General features: G+C 68.3%; 9 protein-coding genes. 2 read left to right on the top strand and 7 right to left on the bottom strand.

Annotated elements, in window-relative coordinates; translation table 11 throughout:
• Positions 1 to 30: 30 nt before the first annotated feature.
• The 3 genes from AC060K_RS07295 to AC060K_RS07285 are packed head-to-tail and all read right to left on the bottom strand — an operon-like array spanning position 31 to position 11,332.
• Entirely contained in the window at positions 31 to 3,267 is a 3,237-nt protein-coding gene (locus AC060K_RS07295) for an Eco57I restriction-modification methylase domain-containing protein (protein WP_483764761.1), read from the bottom strand.
• A complete protein-coding gene (locus AC060K_RS07290; RefSeq protein WP_483764760.1) occupies positions 3,264 to 6,116 on the bottom strand; it encodes a helicase-related protein in 2,853 nt (950 codons plus the stop codon). The genes AC060K_RS07295 and AC060K_RS07290 overlap by 4 nt, the downstream gene beginning before the upstream one ends.
• On the bottom strand, positions 6,116 to 11,332 hold the full coding sequence (locus tag AC060K_RS07285) for a DEAD/DEAH box helicase (protein ID WP_483764759.1): 5,217 nt from the start codon (positions 11,330 to 11,332) through the stop codon (positions 6,116 to 6,118). Before AC060K_RS07285 ends, AC060K_RS07290 begins: the two co-directional genes overlap by 1 nt.
• A gap of 266 nt (positions 11,333 to 11,598) precedes the next feature.
• Between AC060K_RS07285 and AC060K_RS07280 the strand changes: the two genes are divergently transcribed.
• Positions 11,599 to 12,243 carry a response regulator gene (locus AC060K_RS07280; RefSeq protein ID WP_483764758.1) on the top strand — a complete coding sequence of 215 codons (645 nt, stop codon included), beginning with the start codon at positions 11,599 to 11,601 and terminating at the stop codon, positions 12,241 to 12,243.
• Positions 12,244 to 12,323: 80 nt separating this feature from the next.
• Positions 12,324 to 15,203: a 3'-5' exonuclease gene (locus tag AC060K_RS07275; RefSeq protein WP_483764757.1), complete on the top strand. Its 2,880-nt coding sequence runs from the start codon at positions 12,324 to 12,326 to the stop codon at positions 15,201 to 15,203.
• Positions 15,204 to 15,254: 51 nt separating this feature from the next.
• On the opposite strand, the gene AC060K_RS07270 is transcribed toward AC060K_RS07275, so the two are convergent.
• From AC060K_RS07270 to AC060K_RS07255, 4 genes are read right to left on the bottom strand one after another with little or no spacing between them, the layout of a single operon-like run.
• Positions 15,255 to 18,098, bottom strand: a complete 2,844-nt coding sequence (locus AC060K_RS07270) for a pPIWI_RE module domain-containing protein (protein ID WP_483764756.1) — start codon at positions 18,096 to 18,098, stop codon at positions 15,255 to 15,257.
• A 1-nt stretch (position 18,099) separates the two neighbouring features.
• Entirely contained in the window at positions 18,100 to 21,537 is a 3,438-nt protein-coding gene (locus AC060K_RS07265) for a pPIWI_RE_Z domain-containing protein (protein WP_483764755.1), read from the bottom strand.
• Entirely contained in the window at positions 21,530 to 22,639 is a 1,110-nt protein-coding gene (locus AC060K_RS07260) for a restriction endonuclease-related protein (RefSeq protein WP_483764754.1), read from the bottom strand. The genes AC060K_RS07265 and AC060K_RS07260 overlap by 8 nt, the downstream gene beginning before the upstream one ends.
• Positions 22,632 to 24,341 (bottom strand): PD-(D/E)XK nuclease family protein, encoded by a 1,710-nt coding sequence (locus AC060K_RS07255; RefSeq protein WP_483764753.1) that lies wholly within the window; start codon positions 24,339 to 24,341, stop codon positions 22,632 to 22,634. Before AC060K_RS07255 ends, AC060K_RS07260 begins: the two co-directional genes overlap by 8 nt.
• Positions 24,342 to 24,583 lie beyond the last annotated feature (242 nt).

Raw genomic sequence — 24,583 nt, 5'->3', positions numbered from 1 at the left:
TTGGCCTCGTAGAGAGGCAGCCAGACCTGCTCACGGCCTACCCCCCCCCCCGCTGTTTTCGGGTCGAACGAAGACGTTGCCTTCGAGCACCCAGCCCTCGACCTCGAGCTGTTCTCGAGTCCGGAAGAGGTGGGAGTCGTTCGACATGTGGAACATCGTCATGAACTTGACGCCCCACGGGTTGCCCCCGGGGTCGCCCGCCTTGACCTTGGCCTCGTTGATCAGGACCGGGACGCGGCGGTAGATGCCGAGCGTGATCTCCGCATCGCGGCGGGTGCGGAAGATTGGCAAGGTGCCTGTGTTCGGGTTGAGGAGCGTGATCTCCTCGGGAGTCAGCGCGAAGGACCGGGCAGCGATGTCACGAGCGTCGTGGAGGAAGAAGGCGAAGTCGGCTGCGCCGGCGTCGCGGTCGCGGCCGGTCATGGTGAGCAGGCAGAACTTGAAGCTCCGGTGCACCCCGTCGAAGATCGGCGCCGCGTTCTCGAAGTCGTAGAGCGCCCCGATGCTCTTTGTCTCCACGAGGTCGCGGAAGAAGTGCTGGGTCGTGGCGTCGGTGGCGATGCCCGTAGGCACGATGACGCCCGCCTGCCCCTTCGGCCCGGTAAGCGTCCGGAAAAGCTCGGTGAACACCGCGTACGTGTTGACGTCGCCACGGCCAGCCAGGGGGTAGGAGCCTGATTTGCGCAGGAGCTTGCTCTCGCCGTCAGCACGCCGTAGGGCCGCCGTGTACTCGCGGTACAGGGCTCGCTCGACGACATCGTCGCTGTCCGCGAGGGCGTCGATCAGACGTCGCCGCGCGGCGGCGTTCGGCGCGGTCGCGATCTGCGGGTCTCGTACGGCGAAGAACTCCTGCTCCTGGAGCTTGACGCGCTCCCACGGCGGGTTGCCGATCATGCAGTCGAACCCGCCGGTCCAGCCAGCGTCTCCCGCACGGCCGTCGGGACGGTCGAAGATCTCGGGGAACTCCAGGTGCCAGTGGAAGAAGCGGTACTCGTCGGCGATCGCCTCCACCTGCTCCCGCGTGGCGACGAGCGCCTTCGCATCAGGGTCGGTCTCGAACTTCCGGACGATCGCGCTCGTCGGGACGTCGACGACCGCCGCGCGCTCGGAACTCGCCAACGACAGGTTGCTCGGTTTGAGCGGCCACACGAACGCCGCCGACCAGGCGTCGGCGTGCACCTTGCGGCGTACATACTCCGGGTCGTGCGCATAGGCGCGCCACGCCCGCGCCAGGCGCCGGACGGAAGCTGCGTCGTCGTACACCGTCGCAAACTGCCTCCGGTGCTCGGCCAGGCTGTGGACCGCGCCCCCGCCGAAATCGAGGTCGAGCTGGTCCTGAACACTGCCGAAGGCGCCCCGCTCCTGCTTGTTGCGCTTCTTGATCGCGGAGGCGTACTTCGAGTCGTCGCCCGCGAGGACCTTGAAGGCATCGTCGGGCAGGCCGTTCTTCAGCAATGAGGGTGTAGCGCCGAGCAGCGAGTTTCCAACCCGGATCCGGGCGTCGAGGAAGCCGAGGGCCTTGCCGGGCTCGATGGCTTCGAGCCAGAGGGAGACCTTGGCCAGTTCCGCGGAGAGCGGGTTGATGTCGACGCCGTAGATGCAGCGCGCCACGACGTCGCGCAGGGCGTGCCGGACGTCGGCGGGTGTCGGCTCGTCCTCGCCGGCCCGGATCGCGGCGAGGCGCCGCGCGATTCGTCGGGCGGCTGAAACCAGGAATGCACCGGAGCCGCAGGCGGGGTCGCAGACAGTGAGCGCGAGGAGCCGCTTCTCCGCCTCGGTGCCGTCGGCGGCGCCAGAAACCGCGTCATCGATGACCGGGTCGAGGGCGGTGTCCAGGAGCGCCGAGACGAGCGCTGGCGGAGTGTAGTAGGAGCCTGTGGTTTTGCGTTCGTTTCCGCTGACGCTCTCAGACACATATGTGAAGCTGAACTCAGGGAGGAAGACTTGCGGGACCAGCTCCAGCAGCACCTCGTAGACGCCGCCGAGTTCTTCCGCACCAAGGTTGCGGTAGTCGACCGGCTGGAGGCGATCTCCGCGCTGGATCCAAGACAACGAGCGGACCGCCTCCAGGAGAGCGTCGTTGGCGAGCTCGGCCACGAGCAGCGGTTCGCCCCGGCCCTCTTCAGGGTCGAAGAGTCCGCCGAGCGCGGGCAGGCCGAGCGCGGGCTCGCCGTCGCCGCCGAGGGCTTGAAGGACGAGACGCTGTCCTTGCCACAGGTCTCCATACGCGGCCGACCCATGCCGTACCCGAGCCGTGTCGCGCAGGCGCCTGGTCGAAAGATAGGCCTCGTAGCGGAGCCTCGCCGTGGCGTCGGCCGCGGGGTCGAGGAGGACCCCGCGGTCCTCGGTGACGAAGAGGAAAAGGAGCCGGTAGACGAGCCGCAACAGGTGGCGGTGCAGGTCTCGGTCGGTGAGCTTGCCGGTGCCGAGGTCCTCCCGGAGCGTCGCATTGCCGGGGTGTGCGATGAACCCGCTGCCGAGGTGCTCAAGTGCCTTCTTCACTCCGTCTTGGAGACGTTCCAGTGCACGGGCACCAGCCTTGACCGTGTCGGCACGCCAGGTCTCGAGCCAGCAGTCGGCCGGGTTCGGGTCCGTTCCCGGCTCGACGGTGCGGATCTCCAGGCGGGACTGGTGGCACAGCATCCACAGCAGCACGAACTCGGCGAAGAGCTCACCGCCGAAGATGGCTTCGAGGTCGAACTCGACGTATGCGGATCCGGCGAGAGCAGTCGAGTCACGGAGCAGCCGCAGCTTCTTGCCGTTGGCGAGGATCGCCCACAGGTGAGTGTCGGAGCGGTTCAGCAGTTCCTGCACCATGGCCTGCGGCGCCCGGGCTGCGCCCTGCACGCCGGCATGCCTACGGTCGAGGTCGACGCCGGGGCCCACGAGATGCACCGGGACGTGCTGCCACAGGTGGGTCAGCGGGAAGTCCTTGCCGTCCACGGTGAGTGCGCCGGGGTGCACGGGCACCCGGCCGTAGCCGAGCTGGTCGAGCAGCGGCAGGAGCCACCGGTCCCGAGTGGTCGCCGACGTGGTCGCGTCGAGTCCGCCCGGTTCCTTGGCCTGAGCCTCGGACCAGGCCTCGTAGACGCCGGTGAGGTAGGTCCAGGCGCGGTTCGCGGCGTCTCGGACGGTCTCGCGGGCGGCGAGGTGGTACGACGAGGGCGCCAGTGAACCGTCGGCCAGGTCACCACCTTGGAGCCTCTGGAAGAGGGTCGCAGGGACGATGCCGCCCTCGATACGAACGGCCTGCAGCGCGGTGCTCATGCGGCGTTCCCTCGCGTGGTGTCGGGCAGGTAGACGTAGACGCCGAGCAGGTCGACGGGCAGCTGCGAGCGCACGGCGAGGCCACGGACACCGGTGCCGTCGGCTCGGTCGGTACCGCGGGCGGCGCGCCGGACACGGGTGTGGGCCTCGCGCAGTTCGTCTGCTGCTCGCTGTGCTTCCGCTTCCAGCGCAGGCTGGAGGGCAGGGAGCGCTCCGAGCACGGCCGAGAGGAATCCTCGAGCCCGATCCGGTGCGGTGTTCGACGTCGGGCGTGCCTTGAGGAGCTTTTCGACCTCGTCGCGCTCTAGCCAATGCGGCGTGGCGGGGTTGCCGGTGAAGGCGAGCGTCCGCGCCTCTTCGGCGACCTGCGTGGCCGAACCGTAGCGTCCTGGCAGTGTGAGGTGGACCCGGAAGCGAGCCAGTAGCAGGACCGTCATGGTGGTGACGTCCGTCGTCGTGATGGGGCCGAGCCGTCGGGCAGGGCGCTGGTCCTCGGGCACGCGGTTGTCGAGGGCGCCGTCGAGCACAAACCGGGCCAGGGAGCCGACACGCTCGTCGGTGCGGTGCAGGATGGCGGCGCCGACGGGCGCCGGCAGATCACGTGCCCACGGCAGGACATCCTTGCCGGTGCGGAGGATGTCCTTGAGGCCGATCGGAACGGTGTGCAGCGCGAGGTCGAAGCCGAGGTCGGTCTTCGTCGTTTGCGCTCCGAGCTGCGCGAGCGCGTCGGTGACGAAGCGGGCGACGTCGTCGGGCCGTCCGAGGCGGGAACGAGCCTCGGACACCTCGGAGGAAACCTCGGCCGGGCTCAGGGCGTGCTGCGCGTACCGGGCGCGGGATGCTTTCTCGCTGTCAGCCGCGGACCGCCAGTCCTCGTCGAGCGCGGCGGCTTCGGTCAGGCCGAGATCGAGCGTGAGCTGCTCGCCCTGGTTGCCGTGCAGGAGCGCGCCTTCGAGGAGTGCCGTCAGGACCTTGTCGCTGGCGTCGTTGGGGACGGGGACGCTGATCCCGAGGTCCTTGCGGATCTGAGCGTGCTTGCGCAGGAGGACGTTCATGACGATGCCGTCGATGCCGTTGTCCTCGCCGTACAGTGTCAGCGCGCGCACGACCTCGGCCTGCTGGCCGAAGCGGTCCACGCGGCCCTCGCGCTGCTCGTGGCGGGTGGGGTTCCAGGCGAGGTCGTAGTGGATCACGGCCTGGAAGCCGTTCTGGAGGTTCACTCCCTCGGACAGGCAGTCGGTGGCGACGAGGATCCGTCCTCGCGAAGCTTCGTCGGATGTGAGGTCCCGGACGCGGGCGGCACGGTCGTCGGGCGCGAGCTCGCTGGTGACGACGTCGACCAGCTGCTTCGGGAACACCGCTCGGAGCTGCTCGACGACGTAGTGCGCTGTGGGGATGAACCGGCAGAAGACGATCGGCGACTGGCCGACCTTGAGTAGGCCCTTGATCTCCTTGATCAGGATGGCGAGCTTCGCGTCGTCCGTCGGAGAGAGCTGGTTCGCCGCGTTGCGCAGGGTGAGGAGGGTCCGCAGGTGGGGGGATGCCTCGTCAGGCAGGGGGATCGCGCCGGGGACGGTGTCGTCGGCGTTGGTCGCGTCGTCCTCCACCTGGTCAAGGACCGCCGACGCGCCGAGAGCGTCCGCCGCGTCTGCGCTTCCGGCGGCCAGGGCGGAGGATCGGGCGTGCAGGGTCGCGAACGCGGCTGCTGGCGACGAGGCGACCGACCGGAGCAGGGAGAGCGCGGACCACCATCGGACTCGCTGGTCGAGCGTGGTGCCGGACTTGTCCTGCACCTGGCCGCGGGCGTATGCGACGACGTCCTCGAAGAACGACTTGTGCGCGGGCGAGAGGCCGTAGGCGACCTCTCGGGTCTCGCGGTCGCTCGGGAACTTGGTGTCCTCGTCGAGGTAGGTGCGGATGTCCGCTCGGCGCCGCTGGACCATGTGGCGCGCGAGGCGACGTCGGCCCGCGTCACTCGCGAAGTCGGCGTTCTCCAGGGCCGGGTCGAGGAGCGCGAGGAGGTTGCGGAAGGATGCTTCCTTGCCGGAGTGCGGGGTGGCGGTGACGAGCACGAGGTGCCGTTCGGGGTCTGCGGCGAGCCTGCTGAGCAGGTCGTGTCGCTGCTGACGTCCTCGGCCGCCACCGGAGGTGCCGTCCGAGATGCAGGTGTGTGCCTCGTCGACGATGACCAGGTCGGGTGCGGTGCGCAGGAACTCGTCGCGCCGCCGGTCAGACTTGATGAAGTCGGTCGAGACGATCGTGTGCGGGTAGCGCTGGAAGATGGACTCGTCGTGCGCCAGGCCGCGCTGCAGGCGCGTGACGGTGGATCCCAGGACCAGGACCGCCTCCAGCCCGAACTTTTGGCGAAGCTCGGCCTGCCACTGCTCGGCCAGCGAAGGCGGGCACAGCACCGTCAGGCCTCTGGCCGACCCCTGGGCCAGGAGTTCGCGGGCGACGAGGGCCGCCTCGACGGTCTTGCCGATGCCGACGTCGTCAGCGATCAAGAGGCGCGTGACCTCTTGGCGCAGGGCCATGAGCAGCGGCACGTACTGGTACGGACGTGGGTCTACGGCCAGGGACGCGAGCGAGCGGAACGGGCCGCCGGTGGAGCGGAACCCGATCCGCAGGGCGTCGCGCAGGAGGTTCGCTGAACGGTAGTCGCCCACGTCGTCGAGGCTCGGCAGCGGGAAGGTCGCCTCCTCGACGTGCTCCACGTGCGGGAGCACGCCCGCGATGTCTGCCTCGCCGCCAGCAAGTGGGCGGAGCACGAGGAAGTCGTCGGTGCTGTCGGGTAGCACGACCCACTCCCGTCCGCGAGCGCGGACGAGGGTCCCGGAGGCGTAGGGCATCAGACGGGGCTCCCGAAGGTCGAGGGGTTCTCTGCGATGAGCTGGTCCAGGTCTGTCGTGTCATCGATAAGGACGACGTGCCAGCCGGCGCTGACGAGGTCCCACGGAGTCTCGACTGGGGCCTCCGCGGTGCTCACCGCGACGATGGTCTGGAGCGTGTCATAGACGAGGTCGGCGGGAAAGCCGGAGACTTCGTCGTCGATGCGGTCTGGGAGGCGCAAGCCTTTGGCGAACAGGGTCTCGAACAGCGTTCGCGCCCGGGGCGCGGCGGGGAGCACGACGTCGTCGGGTGTCGGTGAAGGCGTCGCCGCGACGACCGCTGGGGTCGTGGCGGCGCCCGTGAGCCGACGGAGCCGGGCGATCGCCGTGCGCCGGTCGATGGTCTCGTGGTGCATCTGGTTGCCGTAGGTGAGGAGGCACTGGTAGCAGCCGCGAACGCAGGCGTCTTCGGCCTCGGCCCCGGTCTCCGGGTCCATGTGCATGATCTCCAGCGCCTTGCGGGCTACCTTTGCCAGCGCATCCGGCTCGGACTGGAGGAGGCGTAGCACGCCGGCGCCGCCCTCGGCGTACTCGACGAGCAGGAAGCGCCCGCGGGTTGCATCGGGGTCCGTGCCGGGGAGAGTGTCGGGCAGCATCTCGCTGGACAGTTCGGAGTCCTCCAGCTGGTACGTCGCCTCGACGCCGCGTTCCAGGGCGTACATCAGCGTGACGGCCTCGGACCGGTTGAGGTTCTGGGCCCAGCGCAGGATCGCGATGTTCTTGCGGTCCTGGACGAAGGGGATGACCTTCTGCGCGGTCTTGAGGTCCTCAGCCTTGACCTGAGTCTCGTCGTCGTCCGCGGGCTCGTCGGCCTCCTGGGCGCGGGCCTCGGTGAGCCAGGTGCCACGGACGGTGTCGAGGTAGAAGCCGTGGTCGTCCTTGTTCTTGCGACGCCGTTCGCCGATGTTCGTCATGCGGAGCTCGGCCGCGTCGCCGTAGCGCAGGTCGAGGAGCCGTGTGCCGGTGGTCTCGACGGCGGCGTCGGCAAAGCCGGGGTCGGTGCCGCGCGGGAGAAAGCGGTAGCTGGTCAGGACCTCGAAGCCGACGCGGGTGCGCTCCTCCTCGTCGGCGGAGATGCGCTCTGCACGCCGGGTCACGACCGCCTGGAGCGGCAGCATCCTGTCCATGGTCGCGGTGAGCTGCTCGCCGCAGTTCTCGCAGACGTCTATGCCCACTGCTCGCTCGTGGTGGTAGCCGCAGCTCGTGCAGTACGACGTCTTGTGGAGAGTCAGCTTGCCCGTCTCCCCCTCGCCGTCTCGCGGCAGGTTGACGCGGACCACTCGGTAGCGGGCACCCTCGTGATAGATGAGGGCGCGGGGCCCGAACTCGCGCAGCGCGATGAACCGAGCACGCTGGAGCCAGGTGGACTCCCGGTTCTTCGCGTTCGGGATACCGGGAATGTATGCGGCGAGCGGCAGTCGCGGGAACGAGTAGCCGGGGAGGAAGCCCTCGGAGGCGAAGTAGCGGTAGGGGTAGAAGTCGCCCTGACCGGCCTGCTCGCCGGAGTTCAGCAGGAGCTCCAGCTGCCGCTGCGCGTCGGCGTGCCGATAGCGGGCCGCCTGGCGGTCCTTCTTCGCGGAGGAGGCGATCTGCGCCTGCACGTTGGCCAGGTCCATCTCGGACTTCACAGTGCGGTGCAGGGTGCGCCAGCGCTCGCAGGCCTTGTCGAACTCCTGACGCGCCTGGTCGACGACGGTCTCCAACCAGTCGTCGACATACCACGGAGCGTGGTCCAGGACGGGCTGGAGCGGGGCGAGGACCTGGCGGGCGGCTTCGTGCGCCTTCGCGGCCAGGTCCGGTGCCGTCATCGCTGCCGCGAGGTCCGCTTGCACGGCGTAACTGGTGGCGGTGGTGTCCACGACGTCGCTCATCGAGCGGCCGAGCGTCGCGCCGGATGCCCCCAGCCAGACGGCGTGGACGTGGGACCGGACGAGCTCCTCGTTGGTCAGGTCGATCCGCGGTGGCTGGACGCGTCCGGAGACCATGTCGTTGCCGCGCTTGAAGTAGTAGGTGTCGTGTGCATTGCCGGACGCGCAGTACGTCACGACCAGGGCGGGATCCCCCGAGCGGCCGGCCCGACCGGACCGCTGGGCGTAGTTCGCCGGGGTGGGTGGGACGTTGCGCATGCCGACGGCGTTGAGCTTGGCAATGTCGACGCCAAGCTCCATCGTCGGCGAGCAGTAGAGGAGCTTGAGCTCCCCCTTGCGGAACGCGTCCTCACGCTCCTCGCGGTCCTTGGCTGGTACCTGGGCGGTGTGCTCGCGCGCGACGAGGCCGACGAGGTCCTTGCCGATCGTCTGGTACATGTCCCGGAAGAACGGCAGTACGCGGGCGGTGCGCTCAGGATCGACGGTACGGCGGATGGGATCGGGGGCTGCGTGCGTGCCGTCGCCCGCGACCACGCGCGCCTGGTAGACGCGCAGGCGGTAGCCGTCGGCTCCCTTGTCGTCCTTGAACTTCACGAGGACGTCAGCGTTGACGAGCACGTCGACGAGTGACTGCATGACCGCGTCCATCGTGTCGAGGTCGATCTTGGCGGTGTCGAGCCTGCCTGCAAGCCAGCGGGCGTAGCCACCGCGAGGAGTTAGCGAGAGGTATCCGGGGGCGCCGCCTGCTTTCTGCGGGGTGAGGGAGCCAAAGCCGAGCGTCGGCAGACGCTCCTGGTCGCCAACCGTCCAGACTCCGCTGAGGTGCGTCTCGCTGGCGCGCTTGAGGGTCTCCATCCGTTCCTCGGAGAAGACCTCTGTGTCGAGGGCGAGGACACGACGGAACTCGTCGAGGAGGACCTGGACGTACTCGTACCGCTCGGCAGCGGTCCGGTGACGGAGCAGGTGATGCGTGCCGGTCCACCGCTCTTCGGCGCCACACAGCCGCTCGGCGACGGGGTACTTGACCCGGATCAGTCCCGTCTGTTCCAGGTTCGGCAGCGTCACGCGCCAGCCTCGACGGAGGTCCTGGAGCGCCCGGAACTCGATCACCTGGCGCAGTGCTCGGTCCGCCTGGGTCGTGTCGAAGGCCTCTGGCGCCTGCATGTAGTCCTTCGACTCCAGCGGCAAGTACTTGACGATCCGAGAGACGAAGTCCTCCGACGGGTCCAGGCCCGTCTCCCCTGCCCCCTTCGCGGCCAGGTAGAGCGCCGAGCGCAGGAGCCCCACGAGCATGAAGTCGTTGACGTGCCCGGCCTGGAGGCTCGCGTCCTGGCGGTTGTCCACGAAGGTGAGCAGTTTGCGGGCCTCGTCGGGCAGGTCCTCTGCGGCGTTCAGCGACCGGATGATGCTCGTGGACAGGATCGTGACAGCGCTGGACCGTCCCTCCATGTCGAGTGTTGCGACCTTTGAGATCTCGCTCTGGCGCGGATTGTTGTAAGCGATCTCGCAGCGCAGGCAGAACAGCAGGCCGCCCGGAACGAACGTGGTGTAGGTGCCGTCTGCCGTCGAGACCTGGGTCTCGTGAGCGTCGGTGACCGGACGGGCCTTGCCGAGGAGGTCGACACGGTACGACGTCGGCACTCGGTGCCGCCGCGACGGGACGACCTTCCCTGCCGGGTCTATCCAGGTCTGCGGGAGCTGGGGCAGCATGTCCACGGGCATGGGGTTCTTCGTGCTGATGTACAGGTACCCGTCGCCGTCGTCGGCCTTGACCAGGTTCCCGGTGCGGGCCCGGAACTCTCCGCCCGCCCGGTCGTGCGTGACCATCAGGTACTCCTGGCCGCACTCCCTGCAGAACGCGAGCGGGTACAGGCGCCGCTCGGCGCCGTGCTCCTCGGTGTAGACCTGGTAGTCGTGCTCGATGACGCGAGTGTCTTCAGGCTCGGCCGTCACGTAGACGGATGCACCCTTGGAGATGAACTGGTGCAGCCGGAAGGCGAAAAGGGGCCGTTGGGTGACCGGGTGCTTCGCCTTGGTCGCTCCAGCCATCAGGGTCGAGCGGATCGCCTGGGCGCAGGACGACAGGCTCCTGCCGGTAGTGAGCGCGAGGTCCTTGGCTGCGTCCTCGACGGTGATCGGCGTCGTGCGGACGAGGATGCCAGTCCCAGGTTCCTCGTGGATGCCGAAATTCGACTCGATCCATCCGGCGAGCGGGTCCTGGCGCAGGGCTTCGTAGCCTGCTGCGAGGACCGGGTCGTTGCTCTCGGCGTCGGCCCTGGCGTCAACGGCGGCAGCGAGCGCCTCTGCGGCTGGAGCGGGGTCCTTCGTCGCGCGGACGAGCGTCTCCACGATGACCCGGTCCGGAGTGATGTTCGTCCCGAAGATCGTCGAGGCGACGGCAGCGACCTCGCGCCGCTGGCCTTCTACCGTGTCCGCCGTCGCCATGGTGGCCGAAGTTCCCACGCACTGCAGCGCGTCGCCGACGCCCGTGGCTTGCCGCACCCGGCGTACGAGGAGCGCGACGTCGGCCCCCTGTCGACCGCGGTAGGTGTGCAGCTCGTCGAGGACGAGGAACCGCAGGTCGCGGGCTGCCTCGACCAGCTTCTCGCGCTCGTGCGGCCGCACGAGCACGTACTCGAGCATCACGTAGTTGGTGAGGAGGATGTCCGGTGGATTCTCCAGGATCGCCCGGCGTTCCTCGTCGGACTCCTGTCCGGTGTACCGACCGAACGTGACCGGGGGCTTCCCGTTTCCCTTCTCATCGACGAAGCCCTTGACGAGGTACTTCTCGAGTTCTTCCATCTGACTGTTCGCCAGGGCGTTCATCGGGTAGACGATGATGGCCTGGACTCCGCGACCGGACCCGTTGCGCAGCACGTGGTCGACGATCGGGACGATGTAGGCGAGCGACTTGCCCGAGCCGGTACCGGTCGTCAGGACGTAGGAGTCACCGCTGCGGGCTGCTTCGATCGCGTCGGTCTGGTGCTTGTGGAACGTGATCGGGAACGCTGTCGCGGGGCTCTTCTCCTTGCCCACGCGGAAGATCTCCGCGGTGCGCTCGTGGAGGCCGCCGTCGGCCACGAGGTGCTCGACGGTCCCGCCGGACGCGAACGACGGGTTCAGCGCGAGCCACGGGTCGGGCCACTGGGCCCCCTTGGCGACCTGCTCGTCGACGGAGGAGCGGATCCGCTCGTCGCGCAAGTCGAAGTAACCCGTCGTGAACCGCCGGTAGTCCTCGATGAGGTTCCGATGAACCTTGAAGGCGTCCAATTCCCCTGCCGTCCCACCGTCCAGGCCGGTGGTCGTCACCAGCGTCGTACGTCGTCGAAACTACCAAGTGACCACCGATGTCACGATGGCGAACCACGGGCAACGGGCCTCGTCAGAGGAATCACTGACAGGTTCACCCGGTCCGGCGCGAGGCGGCGCCGTCTCCTCGCTGGCGTCTCTACCCTCGCACCTGACATCCCATGGGCCCATCCCCCGTTTCGGTATCTCCGACTACCCGTTCGGGTAGCCCGCGGCTCAGCCCGGTAACGACGCCTTACTGTGGGGCCGTGACAAGAGTGCTCATCGTGGACGACGACGCCATGACTCGGTCCCTGATCCGCAGGCTCCTGACTGCTGAGGGCCTGGATGTCGTCGGCGAAGCGGATGACGGCGGCCAGGTGCTCCACGCAGTGGCCAAGTACCGACCCGACGTGGTCCTTGTCGACCTCTTGATGCACCGCGTCAACGGTGTGGAAGCCATTGGTCAGGTCGCTGCCCTGCCGGACCCACCGTACTGCGTTGCGCTGACGAGCCTGAGCACCGAAGACGCCGTCGTGCAGGCGATCGAGGCCGGCGCTGCGGGCTTCCTCTCCAAGAACGAGGACCAGGAGAACCTCGCCGCCCACGTCCGCAGCGTCGCGGTGGGCAACGGGGTCCTGGGGACCGAGGCGACCGCGGCGGTCCTGCAGCGGATGAGGGAGCGATCCGAGGACCGTGCAGGCAGCGGAGTCGCTGCCCGCGCGAAGATCGCTCTGCTTACCGAGCGCGAACGCGACATCGCTGCATTCCTCGTCGAGGGACTGGGGAACACCGAGATCGCCAAGCGGCTCTACCTGTCCGAGGAGACCATCAAGGTCCACCTCGCCCAGGCACGCGCCAAGCTTGGCCTGCGGAACCGGACACAGCTGGCCGTGCTCGCGGCGCTGGCAGGGCTCGAAGCACCCGACTGACCTCTCGCGGTCGCCACCAGAACAGGACCCGCGCGCGACGGTGATAAGTAAAACCCCTGCTCGGCGACTATTCTCGTTCCGTGCCTCAGGTGATCATCCCGTCGGAAATCCCTTCGATCGATGGCAGCCTGCGGTCTCTCGTCTGGTCGTTCATCGAGAAGCTGCGCCGGGACGACACCGCGCCAGGGCTACGCATCAAGCCCATGACCGGGGCTGCGGACCGCCGGGCGCGGACCGGCCGGGTCAATGACAGTCTCCGCGCGGTACTGATCCAACTCAGTGGTTCCGACGGCGAGAACCGGTACATCTACCTGGGCACCTTCGAACACGACGAAGCCAACTCCTACGCGAAGAACGTGGTGTTCCGACGCAACGCCCAGACGAGCGGCGCCGAGGTGATCCGCGTCGACCAGAGCGGAGCTGCGGCCACACCGGTCCCAGAACGCACAGCCCACGCGGTGGCGGGATCAGGGGCCGGCCAGGAAGCGTCCCCGACGGGCCCCTTGGTCCCGATTCTCCAGGCTCACGACATCACGTTCGAGGATCTGATCGACCTTGGGATCGCCCCGCTGATCGCCTACCGAGCGATCGGAGCGACCGACCAAGACAGCCTGATGGAGATCGCTCTGGCCGCGCCGTCGACGTTCCAGACTGATGCCCTCCTGTGGCTCGCCGACGGGAAGAGCATCCCGGATGTTCGGGCTGCCTACGACATCGAGCCCGTCGCGGGTGGCACCGAGAACGACACCGACGACGACCTAATCGACGCGCTCAAGCATCCGACGTCCCGGATGGAGTTCACCTACCTCGAGGATGACGAAGACCTACGGGCCGCCATTGACGGCACCTTCGCCGCCTGGCGGGTCTTCCTCCATCCAGAGCAGGCGGCGTACGCGACGGCGAACACGAAGGGCGCGTTCCGCCTGTCCGGCGGCGCGGGGACCGGCAAGACCGTCGTACTGCTGCACCGTGCCCGCTACCTGCATCGGAAGAACCCCGACGCGCGGATCATCCTTACGACGTACAACAAGACGCTCGCCGGAGCCCTTGAAGACGGTCTGCGAGAGCTGGACAAGGGGATAAAGCTCGCGAAGCGGCCGGGCGACGTCGGAGTCCATGTCGCGACGGTCGACTCGATCTCCTGGCACCTGGTCTCACATGCTGCCGATCATGGGCTCGACCTCGCCGCTGCTGTGCACACCGTCTTCGGGCGCCCTCGTGGTGGTCTCATCGAGATGACGGAGAACGAAGTCTGGGACGCCGCGCTGCGCCAAGCCGGCGAGCAGCTGCCTGCGCCTTTGCGTCAGCGGGACTTCTTCGTCGCAGAGTACGCCGCCGTCGTCGTGCCCCAGGCAGTCAGCACGCGTGAGGAGTATCTCCGGACCCGGCGCCTTGGACGAGGCGTCGGGCTCGGCCGGGCCCAGCGGCAGGCGGTCTGGGAGGTCATCGAGGCCTACCGCTCGTTGTCCGTCGACGGGAACACCACCGACTTCGACGAAAGGGCAAAGCTGGCTGCTCTCGCCCTCGACCAAGCCGCTGCCACCGGTGGTCGGAGTATTGCGGACCATGTCCTGGTCGATGAAGCCCAGGACCTCACGCCAGCGCGGCTCCTACTGCTCCGGGCCCTGAGTGCTCCCGGGCCGGACGACCTCTTTCTCGCCGAGGATTCGCAACAGCGCATCTACGTTGCGAGGACCGTGCTCTCTCGCCACGGCATCCACGTGACCGGCCGCTCCCGCCGACTGCGCCTGAACTATCGCACGACCGCCCAGAACCTCGACTATGCGGTCAGCGTCCTGGCCGGTCACGATCTCACAGACCTGGAGGACGGAGTCCTCGACGACACCGGGATGCGGTCTGCGCGGTCCGGACCGCCGCCCGAGCTGATCGGTCGCGGGACGCTGAACGAGGCCTACGCAGCGACGGTCACGAAGCTTCGGGGGTGGCTCGAGGACGACGTCCCGGCGGAGACCATCGCCGTCCTGGTCAAGACGAGGCATGACGCCACCGCCATGCACCAGCGCCTGGTCCGCGAGGGAGTACCGAGCCAGTACGTCGGCAACAACGTTGCCCCCGGAGGGGACCGGATCGTCGTGATGACCATGCACCGGTCGAAGGGCATGGAATTCCGCAACGTCCTGATCTTCGGTGCCGCGGCTGGCGCGACCCGAGCGCTCGACCGGCTGCACGAGGATGAACGGCCCGAAGCGCTGCAGCGCGAGCGGTCGCTGCTGTACGTAGCAATCACCCGGCCGAGAGACCGGCTCGCAATCGTCTGGCACGGCGCACAGAGCGAACTGCTTCCTCAGCAGAGTTCTCGTCCGGTCGCCGCGGCTCCCGACCCCGGCCGCACGCCTGAAGCCGAACGCGCCGAAATCGCCCGCGAGGTCCACGACTCTGTCGGCCACTACCTCGGAAGGATCGGATTCGCAGCGTCCGCACTCGCCGTCGAGTCGGACAGCCCCGAGGTCCGTGAATTGTCCGCACTGATTCGAGCCGACGCTCAGAGCGCCCACGTCGGGCTCCGAAGCGTCCTGGTCACGCTGCGTTCTGGGGCTGACGGACAGACCGCCGTCTCCTTCGCCGACCTCACCACCTTGCTGAACGAACTCAAGGGGATCGGTGCCAGGGTCACGAGCGCTGTCGACCTCGCCGAAGGACACACCGCGCCCAGTACCCTCACCCGGGCCTGCTACCGGATCGTGCAAGAAGCCGTCACCAACGCCATCAAGCACGCGAGCGGGCTGCCGATCGACATCACACTCCGCGGAGCTCCCGGTATGGGGGTGACGATCGTGGTCACCAACCCACTCCCGGACGGTCTCACCGGCCTGCCTCGTCCGGACTCCGGAATCTCCGGAATGACCGACCGCGCCCGACGCCTCGGCGGGACCCTCTCCGCGGGGCCGTCCGGTGGATCCTTCGTCATCGACGTGCGGCTTCCATGGCCGACGGGATGAAGACCGCGACGATCGTGGTGGCCGGGCCCTCCCGGCCACCACGATGAGCCGCTACAACTCCAGGTCCAGCGCTTCTTGTATGAACCCCATGTCGTCGGCAGTCACCTGGTCCGGACCGTCGTCGTCCGCCTCCTCGGCCAGGCTCTCCGGGAAGGCGTACTTCCCCGCCTTGGAGCACAGGTCCAGCACGTGGGGCAGCTCACGCCCGTCCGGACGGTCCTCAGTGAACCGCTGTTGGTGGACGAAAGTCGCCCAGGCCGCCGCGGCGTCGTCCCCGTCGGATGGGGCCAGGCCGGCGACGTCGAACTCGATGATCCTGGGCACCGGGGCGGTCTCGTTCGGCGACGGGGCCTTGACGCCGTTACGCGTGAACTTGCGCAGGCTCCGGTTGTGCTTGTTCAGGTTCTTGTTCTTGTCCGTCAGGCTGTAGAAGACGCGGTCACCAGTGTCCGTGTCAGCGGCGCGAAAGAGCCCGGACGTGAAGCCGGAGACCCCGTCCTCGCCCGGGACGGTCCACCACATGGGCGTCTCCAGACGACCGGCGTCGGTCCGCACGCGGACCACGCGAAGCTCCTTGTTGTGCGCGGCGAGTCGCGTCGTGGCGGCTTCGCCGAGGGAGATCGCGTCGGCTCGCAGTCCGGTGTCAAGCAGCCAGGACCACCGGCTGCGGAGGTTCGCCGCATCCGCGAGGAGCAGGAGCGGACGTCCACGGAGCGACGGGAGGGCCACCCTCATGAACCGCCCCATCTCCTCGCTCTGCCGCTGAGCACTGGCTAGGTCCTTGGGTCGCTGGTCGGCGCAAGCGAGATCGCAGAGGAGCTGGTTGTAGGGAACCCAGTCCTTGGTCTCAGGCGTCCGGGCCATCACCCGCGGCTGTCCGGGCCGGATCAGGACGGCGATCGGCATGAAGACAGGACGGGAGACCGTCGTGGTGACGTTGCGCCGTACCAGCCAGAACGCCACCTGGTCGATCTGCTCGGGTAGGCCGAGCCCGGCCGAGTGCGGGGTGCCCAACCCGATCCCGAGGGACCGGATCCCGTCAGCCCACGCCGCCGCGGCCCGGAATGTCAGGTCGTCGCCGTCGCCAGTGGTGATAAACTGGGTGACCCGACCGGCACGCGCGGCCCCCTGGCGGATCGCGTGGTATGGGTCCTTGCGACGCTCCTGCTTCTGGTAAGCATCCGGGCCCTGGATCTCGACCAGGGCGAGCTCGCTCGCAAGCTCCTGGCTCCGTAGGAAGGCGCTGACCGCCTCCGCTCGCTCGTCGATCGCCTGCCGGTGGGCAGCGCCGCGCTTCGGCGTCGTGCCGTCGCCGAGCGCGCTGGCCATGCGGCCGGCCGGGTGGCAGACGAGCCTCACTCGGAGGTCCCCGTCCTGGAAGATGACGTGATCCGATGGCATCCCGCTGTCCGGCTCGAGGCCGAGCCACTCCCCTGCGGCCTTCACCAAAGCCGCGCGGACCGCGTCGGTGTCGGTGACGAGGTCAATCCGAAGCTCACTGCCCTGCAGCCCGAGGGCGAGCATCTCGCGGTTGACCTGGGCGTTCCTCGCCTCGTCCTGAGCCCGCTCTGCGGCCTTGACGGGGTGCTCAACCTTCCACACCGCGTGCTTCTGCTCGTAGGCAGCACGCTTCTCCTCGTACTCGCGGGCTGCCTCTGCGTCGTCCGGCGCGTGCTTGCGCCGCGGTTCCTTCGGTTCCATGGGCAACGACGTACGCTCCACGAGCCGACGCTCGACTCCCACCAGGGAAATCTTCTCCAGCTGGAGCGCCGGTTCAAAGGCGTCCGGTAGGGCCCCGGCCGCCCAAGACAGGATCCGCCGGCGCTCGTCTGGCATCACCCCGGGCTGGACCGCATGCGTCCGCATTCTCGTGTGGAAGGCCACCACCGCCTCCAGGTTCGAGGTGGGCGGGAGGTAGGCGCCGGGATCGTTCTTGATACGTGCGGCGTCGGGGAACTTGCCGCCCACGGTCAGACTCTCGAGCACACCGGCCGGACCGTTGTTCCGCCAGACGTAGTCCCCCACCGTCTTGCTCCAGGTCAGGGACGGCACGGCGAACCGGGCCCCGGCGAAGCCGGTCGCCGGATCGGCAATCGGGAGGACATACACCGACGGCGAGAGGTTCGGCGGGACGAAGAGCTTGTTGTCCGAGACCCACCGACGGGTCGAGACCGCGAGGTGCAGCCGCGGAGCGGGGTCAAAGGGAACGGTCCGCAGGACAATCGTGAGGACGGCCGAGTAATACCAGAGACGCGTCTCGCCGTTTCGGCTCTTCTTGGGGTACGACTGCGGCGGCCAAGACATGAGCTCGGCACCGTTGTCACTGGCGACCTGGCGGAACGAGAGCTCACCGTCGAACGTCCCGAGTCGCAGGATCCGCTCGGCGATCGCCTCGGGGATCAGCCGGTACAGCACGGGGTCAATCGTCGCGGTCCGTGCCTCGTTCACCCCGATGCCGTCGGGGTCGATCTCGGCAGGTCGCCAGTCCGTCGTGTGGGAGTCGAGGTCGAGCGCCCGGACCGCGTCGCGCAGCCGGGGATAGTCGCTCTTCGCGTCAAGCTTGGTCTGGAGCCAGGACTGGACCACCCGCTTGAGCAGCCCGGCGTCCATCGGCTCGCGCGCGTAGAGCCAGGTGTTCAGGCCATCCTTCCGGTCGAGCTCGGAGCCTGAATACAGCACATCTGGCACGAGCGCGCGGATCGCCCGGTTCACGCCGTAGACGGGCAGCTTCTTCTCCGGGTCGTACGACTTCGCGTCGTGCTCCCAGACCTGGCGGATCACCTCGGGCCAGGATCCGGGGAAGTTGAACGCGTGGAACCCGCCCAGGAGCTGTGGCAGGTCCGCGGGTAGCCGCAACCGGTAGGCGGCGGTCTCGATCCGGTCGTAGGTAGGCATGTCAGTCCCTCTCGTCGATCTTGTTCAGGGCGTCCCAGAAGGGCTGGAACAGCGCGGCGGCCACGGTCCTGTCAGCCGGCGTCTTCGTGTTGTCGCGCGGGTCGAAGTACGGCGCGAGGATCTGCTCGAATCGGCGCAGGAGCGAGGTCCGTGGAGTGTCGACAGTCGCGTCCAGCTTCGCCGTGGAAGGGACGAAGGCCGCGTCGCAGAACCGCACACGGGCCTCAACGCCGCCGCGGACGAGTCGGCCGATCACCTGCCACATCACGACGAGCTGGTCCCAGGCAAACGCGTCCTTCTCGTCCTTCCCCAGACCGCTCCAGGCGACCTTGCGGGTCAGGTAGCGGAACCACTTCTGCTGGGCCTCCCGGCGGAATCCGGAGGCGGCGGCGTCGATCGTCGGAAACCTGCCCGGCAGACCGAAGAAGTCTCCCCCGGGCCTGGTCGCGCGCACGGCCCAGTCGTTGATGGCGTGGATGGCGAGATTGATGTCGTCCGGCCTGTCGTGCGGGCGCACCAAGAAGTAGACGGCACCGATCGCGGCAGTCCCATCGGCCAGGACGATGTTGTGCCCGCGCTCGACTGCGAGCAGGGGCGCGATGAGAATCTCGCTGTCGGTCGCGGCGAAATTGGTTACGTCACCGCGGCGCAGTGCGTACCAGGCATCGTCCTGGTCAGCGTCGTCGGCGATGAGCAGGGTCACCTTGTTCGCCCATCGCGGTTGTGCGTGGAGAAACTGTGCGGCGGTCCGCGCCTCGTCGTAGGAGCCGGTCAGGAGCAGGATTCGTCGGCGGTGGTCAGGCAGGTCCGCCAGCTCAAGCTCCAGCGGGCTGAGCGAGCCGACCAAACCGGGGGCGGCGACCGCGAGCGAGGTCAGCATCGCCTTCATGGCGGCGGGGCGGTCGTGCTGGGGCGATCCGGAAACAGTGATGGCGTTGCCGTCCTGGTCGTACTGGAGCTCGACAGAGAACCGGGTCCTGCGGACGGCGTCGACGTTCTTCTGCGGCGGGCGCAGGATGGCTCCGACCGACGGGCCGAGGTGGTAGCGGGTCGAGGTGCCGGCCCAGCTGGTGCCGGACATGAGCAGGACGTGCGGGCCGGGAAGGCCCTCGGACAGACCAAGGGTTGGGAGACGGCGGAGGAGGTCGCGTCCGATCCCATTGCAGTGGAAGTAGCGCAATGAACCGCTGTATGCGGGTGGTCCAGGCCGTTCCTCGCTGAACTGGAAGCCGAGGATGTTTCCCATCGGAGACTCGGCGATAACGGCGTCGAAATCCTGGGGAGGCCGGCGGGTGAGTGTGTTGGCAGCAGACTCGAGGTTGAGCTCGGCCTCGACGCTAGGCCACATGTTGGTCAGCGTGGTGAGCTGGTTGGACAGGGCTGCAACGAGCATCGCAAGGCCGAAACGTCCGCGATCGCGCTTGCGGTCGTCGGCAGAGCGGTCGTGACCTCGCGAGGACTCGAAGGCGCCCCGCGTGAGTTCCACGAGGCACTTGTCGAGCCGGGCGTCGTCCTCTCCGAAGGAGAGGAAGAGGTTGGTCAGGTCGACGAGTTCGGCAGCGATCCTTCCCCTGTCGTCAGAGCGGTCGTGGACCGCCTGGATGGGATTGTCCCGGAAGGCGTCGAGAATGCTCTCGAAGAACCGGGCGTCGGCCTCCTGCTCGGGGGTCCGGTTCTCGTCGGAGCCTGCCCACCGGCTGTAGAGACGCTGGTGGAGGATCACTGCGCTGAAGTAGTTGGTACCGACCCACGTGCGCAGATCCTCCGAACCGTTGAGCTTCATGTAGATGGCGTCGGCGGCGTTGTGAACGACGTGCAGAGCCGACGTCCACCGGGCGATGAACGCATCACCGAGGTTCTTGCGTCCGTGGGTGGTGAGCTGGTTGATGTTGTGCCGCTGCAGCCAGTCGATCCAGGAGTCGTCGCCGCTGTCGCAGAGCGTCTCCGCAGGCGCGAACGCCGTGTCGAGCTGGGTCTGCACGCGATCTGCCTCGTCGACGATGATCAGGTCGCTCCGGTCGGCGGCCGCCTCCAGGTACCGGACGTTCTCGTCGGACTGGTGACGCGGCACACGGGCATGGAGCAGGCCCGGCATGGTCGCGACCCACACGGGCGCCTCCACGAGCTCACGTGCGGCCTTGTGTCGTGGACACCGTGTCCAGAGCGGGCAGCCGTGCGGCTGGCCCACCTTCGCCTCGTCAGCCCGCTGCGCGGGCCCGTCGTCGTACGTCCCCAGGTCGAGCGTGTGGACGACGGCGTCGGCCACGGGACGCAGGCGCTCGCAGGGAGCCTCGTGGAGACGGAGCGGCTCGACGCCCTCGTAGCCTCGCAGGGCGTCGACCGGGCACGCACTCGACAGGTAGTCGAACGCTCGGCCCGTGTGAGCAAGCATCGAGGCGTCCCCAGCGGAGTGACGTCGGCGGTGCAGCCGCTGGAGGTGCCGTTCACGGGTGGAGCGGCCGATGACGGGCGCCGCACTGATGTCATCGTGGCGCAGGTCGTTGAAGACCGCGGTGCTCCTGAGGCTCTCGGCGACGTCGCCGACGACGATCGTCACCTTCAGCCCGAGCTTCACGACACAGTGGTAGGTCAGCAGGTGCATGATCGTGCTCTTACCGGCACCGACCATGCCGACCATGTGGAGCAAACCGTCGAGTGTGAGCTCCCACTCGGCGTCGTGCCGGAACCCGTCGTGACCGAAGGACGCGGGGCCGTCCGGCAGGGCAACAGACATCTCGACGTCGCCGAGGCTCATCTCCCACTTGCGCGGCATCTTGACGAGCGGGTTCGCCACCTCGGCGGCGTCCATCTCACGGGCTGCGGCGCGCAGGTCGGCGCGGCTGACGACAATCGGCTCCCCCTTGCCGGTCTTGCCGGAGCGAAGCGGCATCCGGGCTGGTGTCGAGCCATCGACGAGGGTGACGGGGAGCTTGACGGCATGCGTCTCCCGCCCTGTGCTGAACCGGTGCTCCCCCGCGCCCGCGATCGGCAGACTCTTGCCGGGGTTCGAGTCGATCCCCCGAAGGGCTCGCTCGTAGATGTCGAACCGGTCGGGAGCAGTTGAGGGCTGGCGTCGCACGGCCACGGCGTCGATCAAGGCGATGTCGTAGCCGCGGAACCTCTGGTCGACAGCCAGGTACTGCTCCAGACGCTGGGCCCAGACGTACCGGCGCCGCAGAGCGGTCAGGTAGTAGCGAGCGGTCTCGATCCTCCGCAAGGTCTCGTCGGACAGGTCCGGGACGAACGCCTGTGCGTAGGGGAAGCCGCTCAGAAGCGGCCACAGGTCGATCGCTCGCGCACTTGGGTCCACGTCGGCCAGCAGGTAGAGCGCGAGCTCGACATCGGCTAGCTCTGCCGGGCGGGGCCAACCCGGCCTGCCCTCGGGCCAGCCCTGCAGGGCCTGGACGACGGGCAGGCTCCAGCCGCGGGTGCTACGCATCCGAACCCTCCTCAGTAGGGATGCTCAGCCTGCGATCCGCGTCCTTCAGGAACTCCTTGACGAACCGCAGCGCGAGCGGTGGCCGACCCGCCGACTCCCGAGCGGTCCGGAACTTCTCGAGGTACTGCTTGTCCCCCGTGCGCCGGTAGTCCGGGACAACGAGGAACGCCTGGTCCCGGGGCGGGTCGGACGGGATCCCGGCGAACTTCCGGCCGAGCACGCGTGCGTTGGCGTAGTCCTTGACATCGACAGCCCATCTCGCGCCGTCGGGGAAGGTGATGAGGAGGTCGTAGGTGTCGAACCTCGGCCACATCTCGACGTCGAGGCCGCGCTTGCACAACTTGGTCTCCAGGTCGAGCTCGAACAGGCCGGGCCCGGTGACGAAGGTCCGCAACGGCAGGCGCAGGTGCAGGACGCCGCCGGGCGTGTCCGCGTCGATCAGACGACCAACCTTGGTCGTCCGGGCGCGGCAGCGATCCAGGTCGCACCGCCACTCGTCCTCCCCGACCGGCCGCAGCAGGCAGCCGCAGCTGGCGCACTGCGCGTAGTGGTCGTCGCGGCGCAGACGCGCCGAGGCGGGCTCGTAACAGCGGTCCAGGAGGTCGACGAGCGGCATCAACTCCATCCGAGCCCGCTCAGTGACGTGCTCGGTGTAGGTCAGCGTCGGCCGGGTGATCAGCAGGCGCCGGAACGCCACGTAACTCTCCGGGGCGTCGAGGGCCCGGCAGATGTCGAGGACCTCTCCGAGGACCTCGTTCTCGAGCTTCTCCCCGATCGGGTCGTGGCGGTTCCCCACGATCAGCTCAGCGCATTCCTGGGTCGGGCTGCGAGTGTCCCCATGGACTAGAACAGCCTCCGACTGGGAGCCCGGCAGCCACTCCTGGACCTGACGGTCGGCGATCAGGTCGATCATCGCGGGCACGCTGTCAGGGGTCGCGTACCCGTCATGGGGCAGGGTCCGCAGCACAAAGTGGTTGTAGACGCGCTGGACGACGTCGTCGTACACCAGCTTGCCGGGCACCTCCTGCTGAGCGAGCCGATGGACGGCGACCGCCAGGCCGGCGACGAAACCGGACTCGTCGATGACTTCCACGTCACGCATCGGTCTCCTCCTCGGATCGGTCCGCCTCCGGGCACCACTCGCGGTAGGAACAGGAACGGCACACGGCCGCTCCCGGGGTCGGGCGGAAGGTCTGGTCCTCGCGCCACCTCCGGGCCACGGGTTCGACGACGGCACGGGCGGCGGCCACCGTGGCTGGGTCGGACGGGTCGAGGTAGCGCAGGTCAGCACCGCGGTCGGTGAGGTACTCGACCTCGATCCGCGCGACCGGCTCACCGAGCGCACCGGCGTGGCAAAGCAGAACCGCGAGCGCCAGTTGCAGGCTCTTTCGGGTGCCGAAGAGGTGCTTGTGGCCGGAGGGTGCGGACCTGCTGGTGGTGGTCTCGCGCCATACGAGGTCTCCGTCCTCGCGGTAGATGAGGTCGGGCTTGGCGTCCAGCACGACGGAGGCCTCGGGATCGAACATCACCACCTCTGGCTGGACCCGGAGGTCGGATATCTCAGCGCCGGTGTTCAGCGGGCAGAGGACGGCATGGTGACTCAGCAGGGTCTGGGCCCGGACGCTGTCCTCCGGGCCGAGAGCGTCCGGGGACACAGCTGCATCCGGGGCCTCGGACGGGCACGGCCCGGGATCATGGGTCCCGTGGGCGGCATCGAGCAGGCCGTCTATCGCACGGCCGACCCGAATCGGCGCCGCCTCGCGGACGTCATTCGACAGATGAAGCGCATGCAGGCGGGCCTGGCGCGGGCAGGCCTCGTGATACCGGAGGTTGGTGGCGGAGACCTTGCGGAGCGGCGCCGACGGCCTGCTGATCGCGAGCAGGCCCGGTGCGTGGCGGATCGCCTCGCAGGTGTCGACAATCTTGCAGTTGTTGCAGTTGCGGCCGGGGATCGCTGACGTCTCCCCCAGGATGCTCTCCGCGACGGCGCGGCCGTCGCGGTCGTAGAGCGCTGTCGCCTCGTCCTGGGTGCCATCGAAGAGCTCCTGGATCGATCCGTCAAGCAGACCGACCTGGCGCACGGAGACTCTGTCGGGCTGTACGTCCGGAACCGTTTTGGGCTGGAACGGCTTGGACCACTCTCGGGGGGCCGGCCAGGTGGACACCGTTCCGTGAGCGGTAGTGAGGGCGGCGATCGCGACCTTCGACGGTGCAACTCGTCGGCTCGTCGCCGTCGCGAACGCCAGAATGACAAGGAGTCGACGGCGCCGGTCGGGACTCACGTAGCCCCGGCCCCAGGAGTACAGCTCGCGCAGTTCTCCGCCGGCCTTTCCGCGCCGGACCCAGACCCCGGGCTCGGGGACGAGACCGTCAGCCAAGAAGTCCGGGTAGTTCCTCACCGCGTTACGGATCCAGCCGATCTCCGGCTCGTCGAACCTGCCACGCAGAGACGTCAGGCCGTCGAGGACCTCAGCCTTCGAGCGTCCGTGCAGCTCAATTCCATCGAGAGCCGCCAGGACCGGACGCAGGAGGAAGTCCTCAAGCCGCTCACGGTCCCGATATGGCCGGTCGTGGTAGTCGGTGACGCGTGCCTTGACCTGGGCGGAACGGGGGCACGACGCGTCGTCGGCCACGGTCCCGGCACTTACCCGAACGATCGGAAGCGGAAGGCTGACTGCGCCGGCCGGGCGCGTCGGGGAAACCACAGTGGACTGCGTCGTCGTGGGGGCCTGTCCGCCGTAGAAGGCAGAGGGAGTGGTGCGTCCACGGGTCATAGCGGGTCGGAGCGCGAGCAGGTCGGACATCGGGTCTCCCCAGCGAGTAGCGGACGATTCGTCGCAGTGGCACGAAACCACCGCGACTGGTGCTCCCGCGGTCATGCCGGTGTGTCCACCACTCTTCCGCGCGCCCAACATCTGCAACATCACCAAGATCGGTAGACCGCCATCCCCCATTCAGGTATGTCCGCTCGGCCCAGGCAGCCGAGAACTCGACTCACCCGACGCCCGAGACCACCTGCCATGGGCGTCCGTCTGTGCACTGAGCG

It is taken from the genome of Antribacter sp. NEAU-D49, assembly GCF_057158775.1.
Note: the sequence above shows the minus strand (reverse complement) of the source record. Positions and strands in the feature narration are given on the sequence as shown.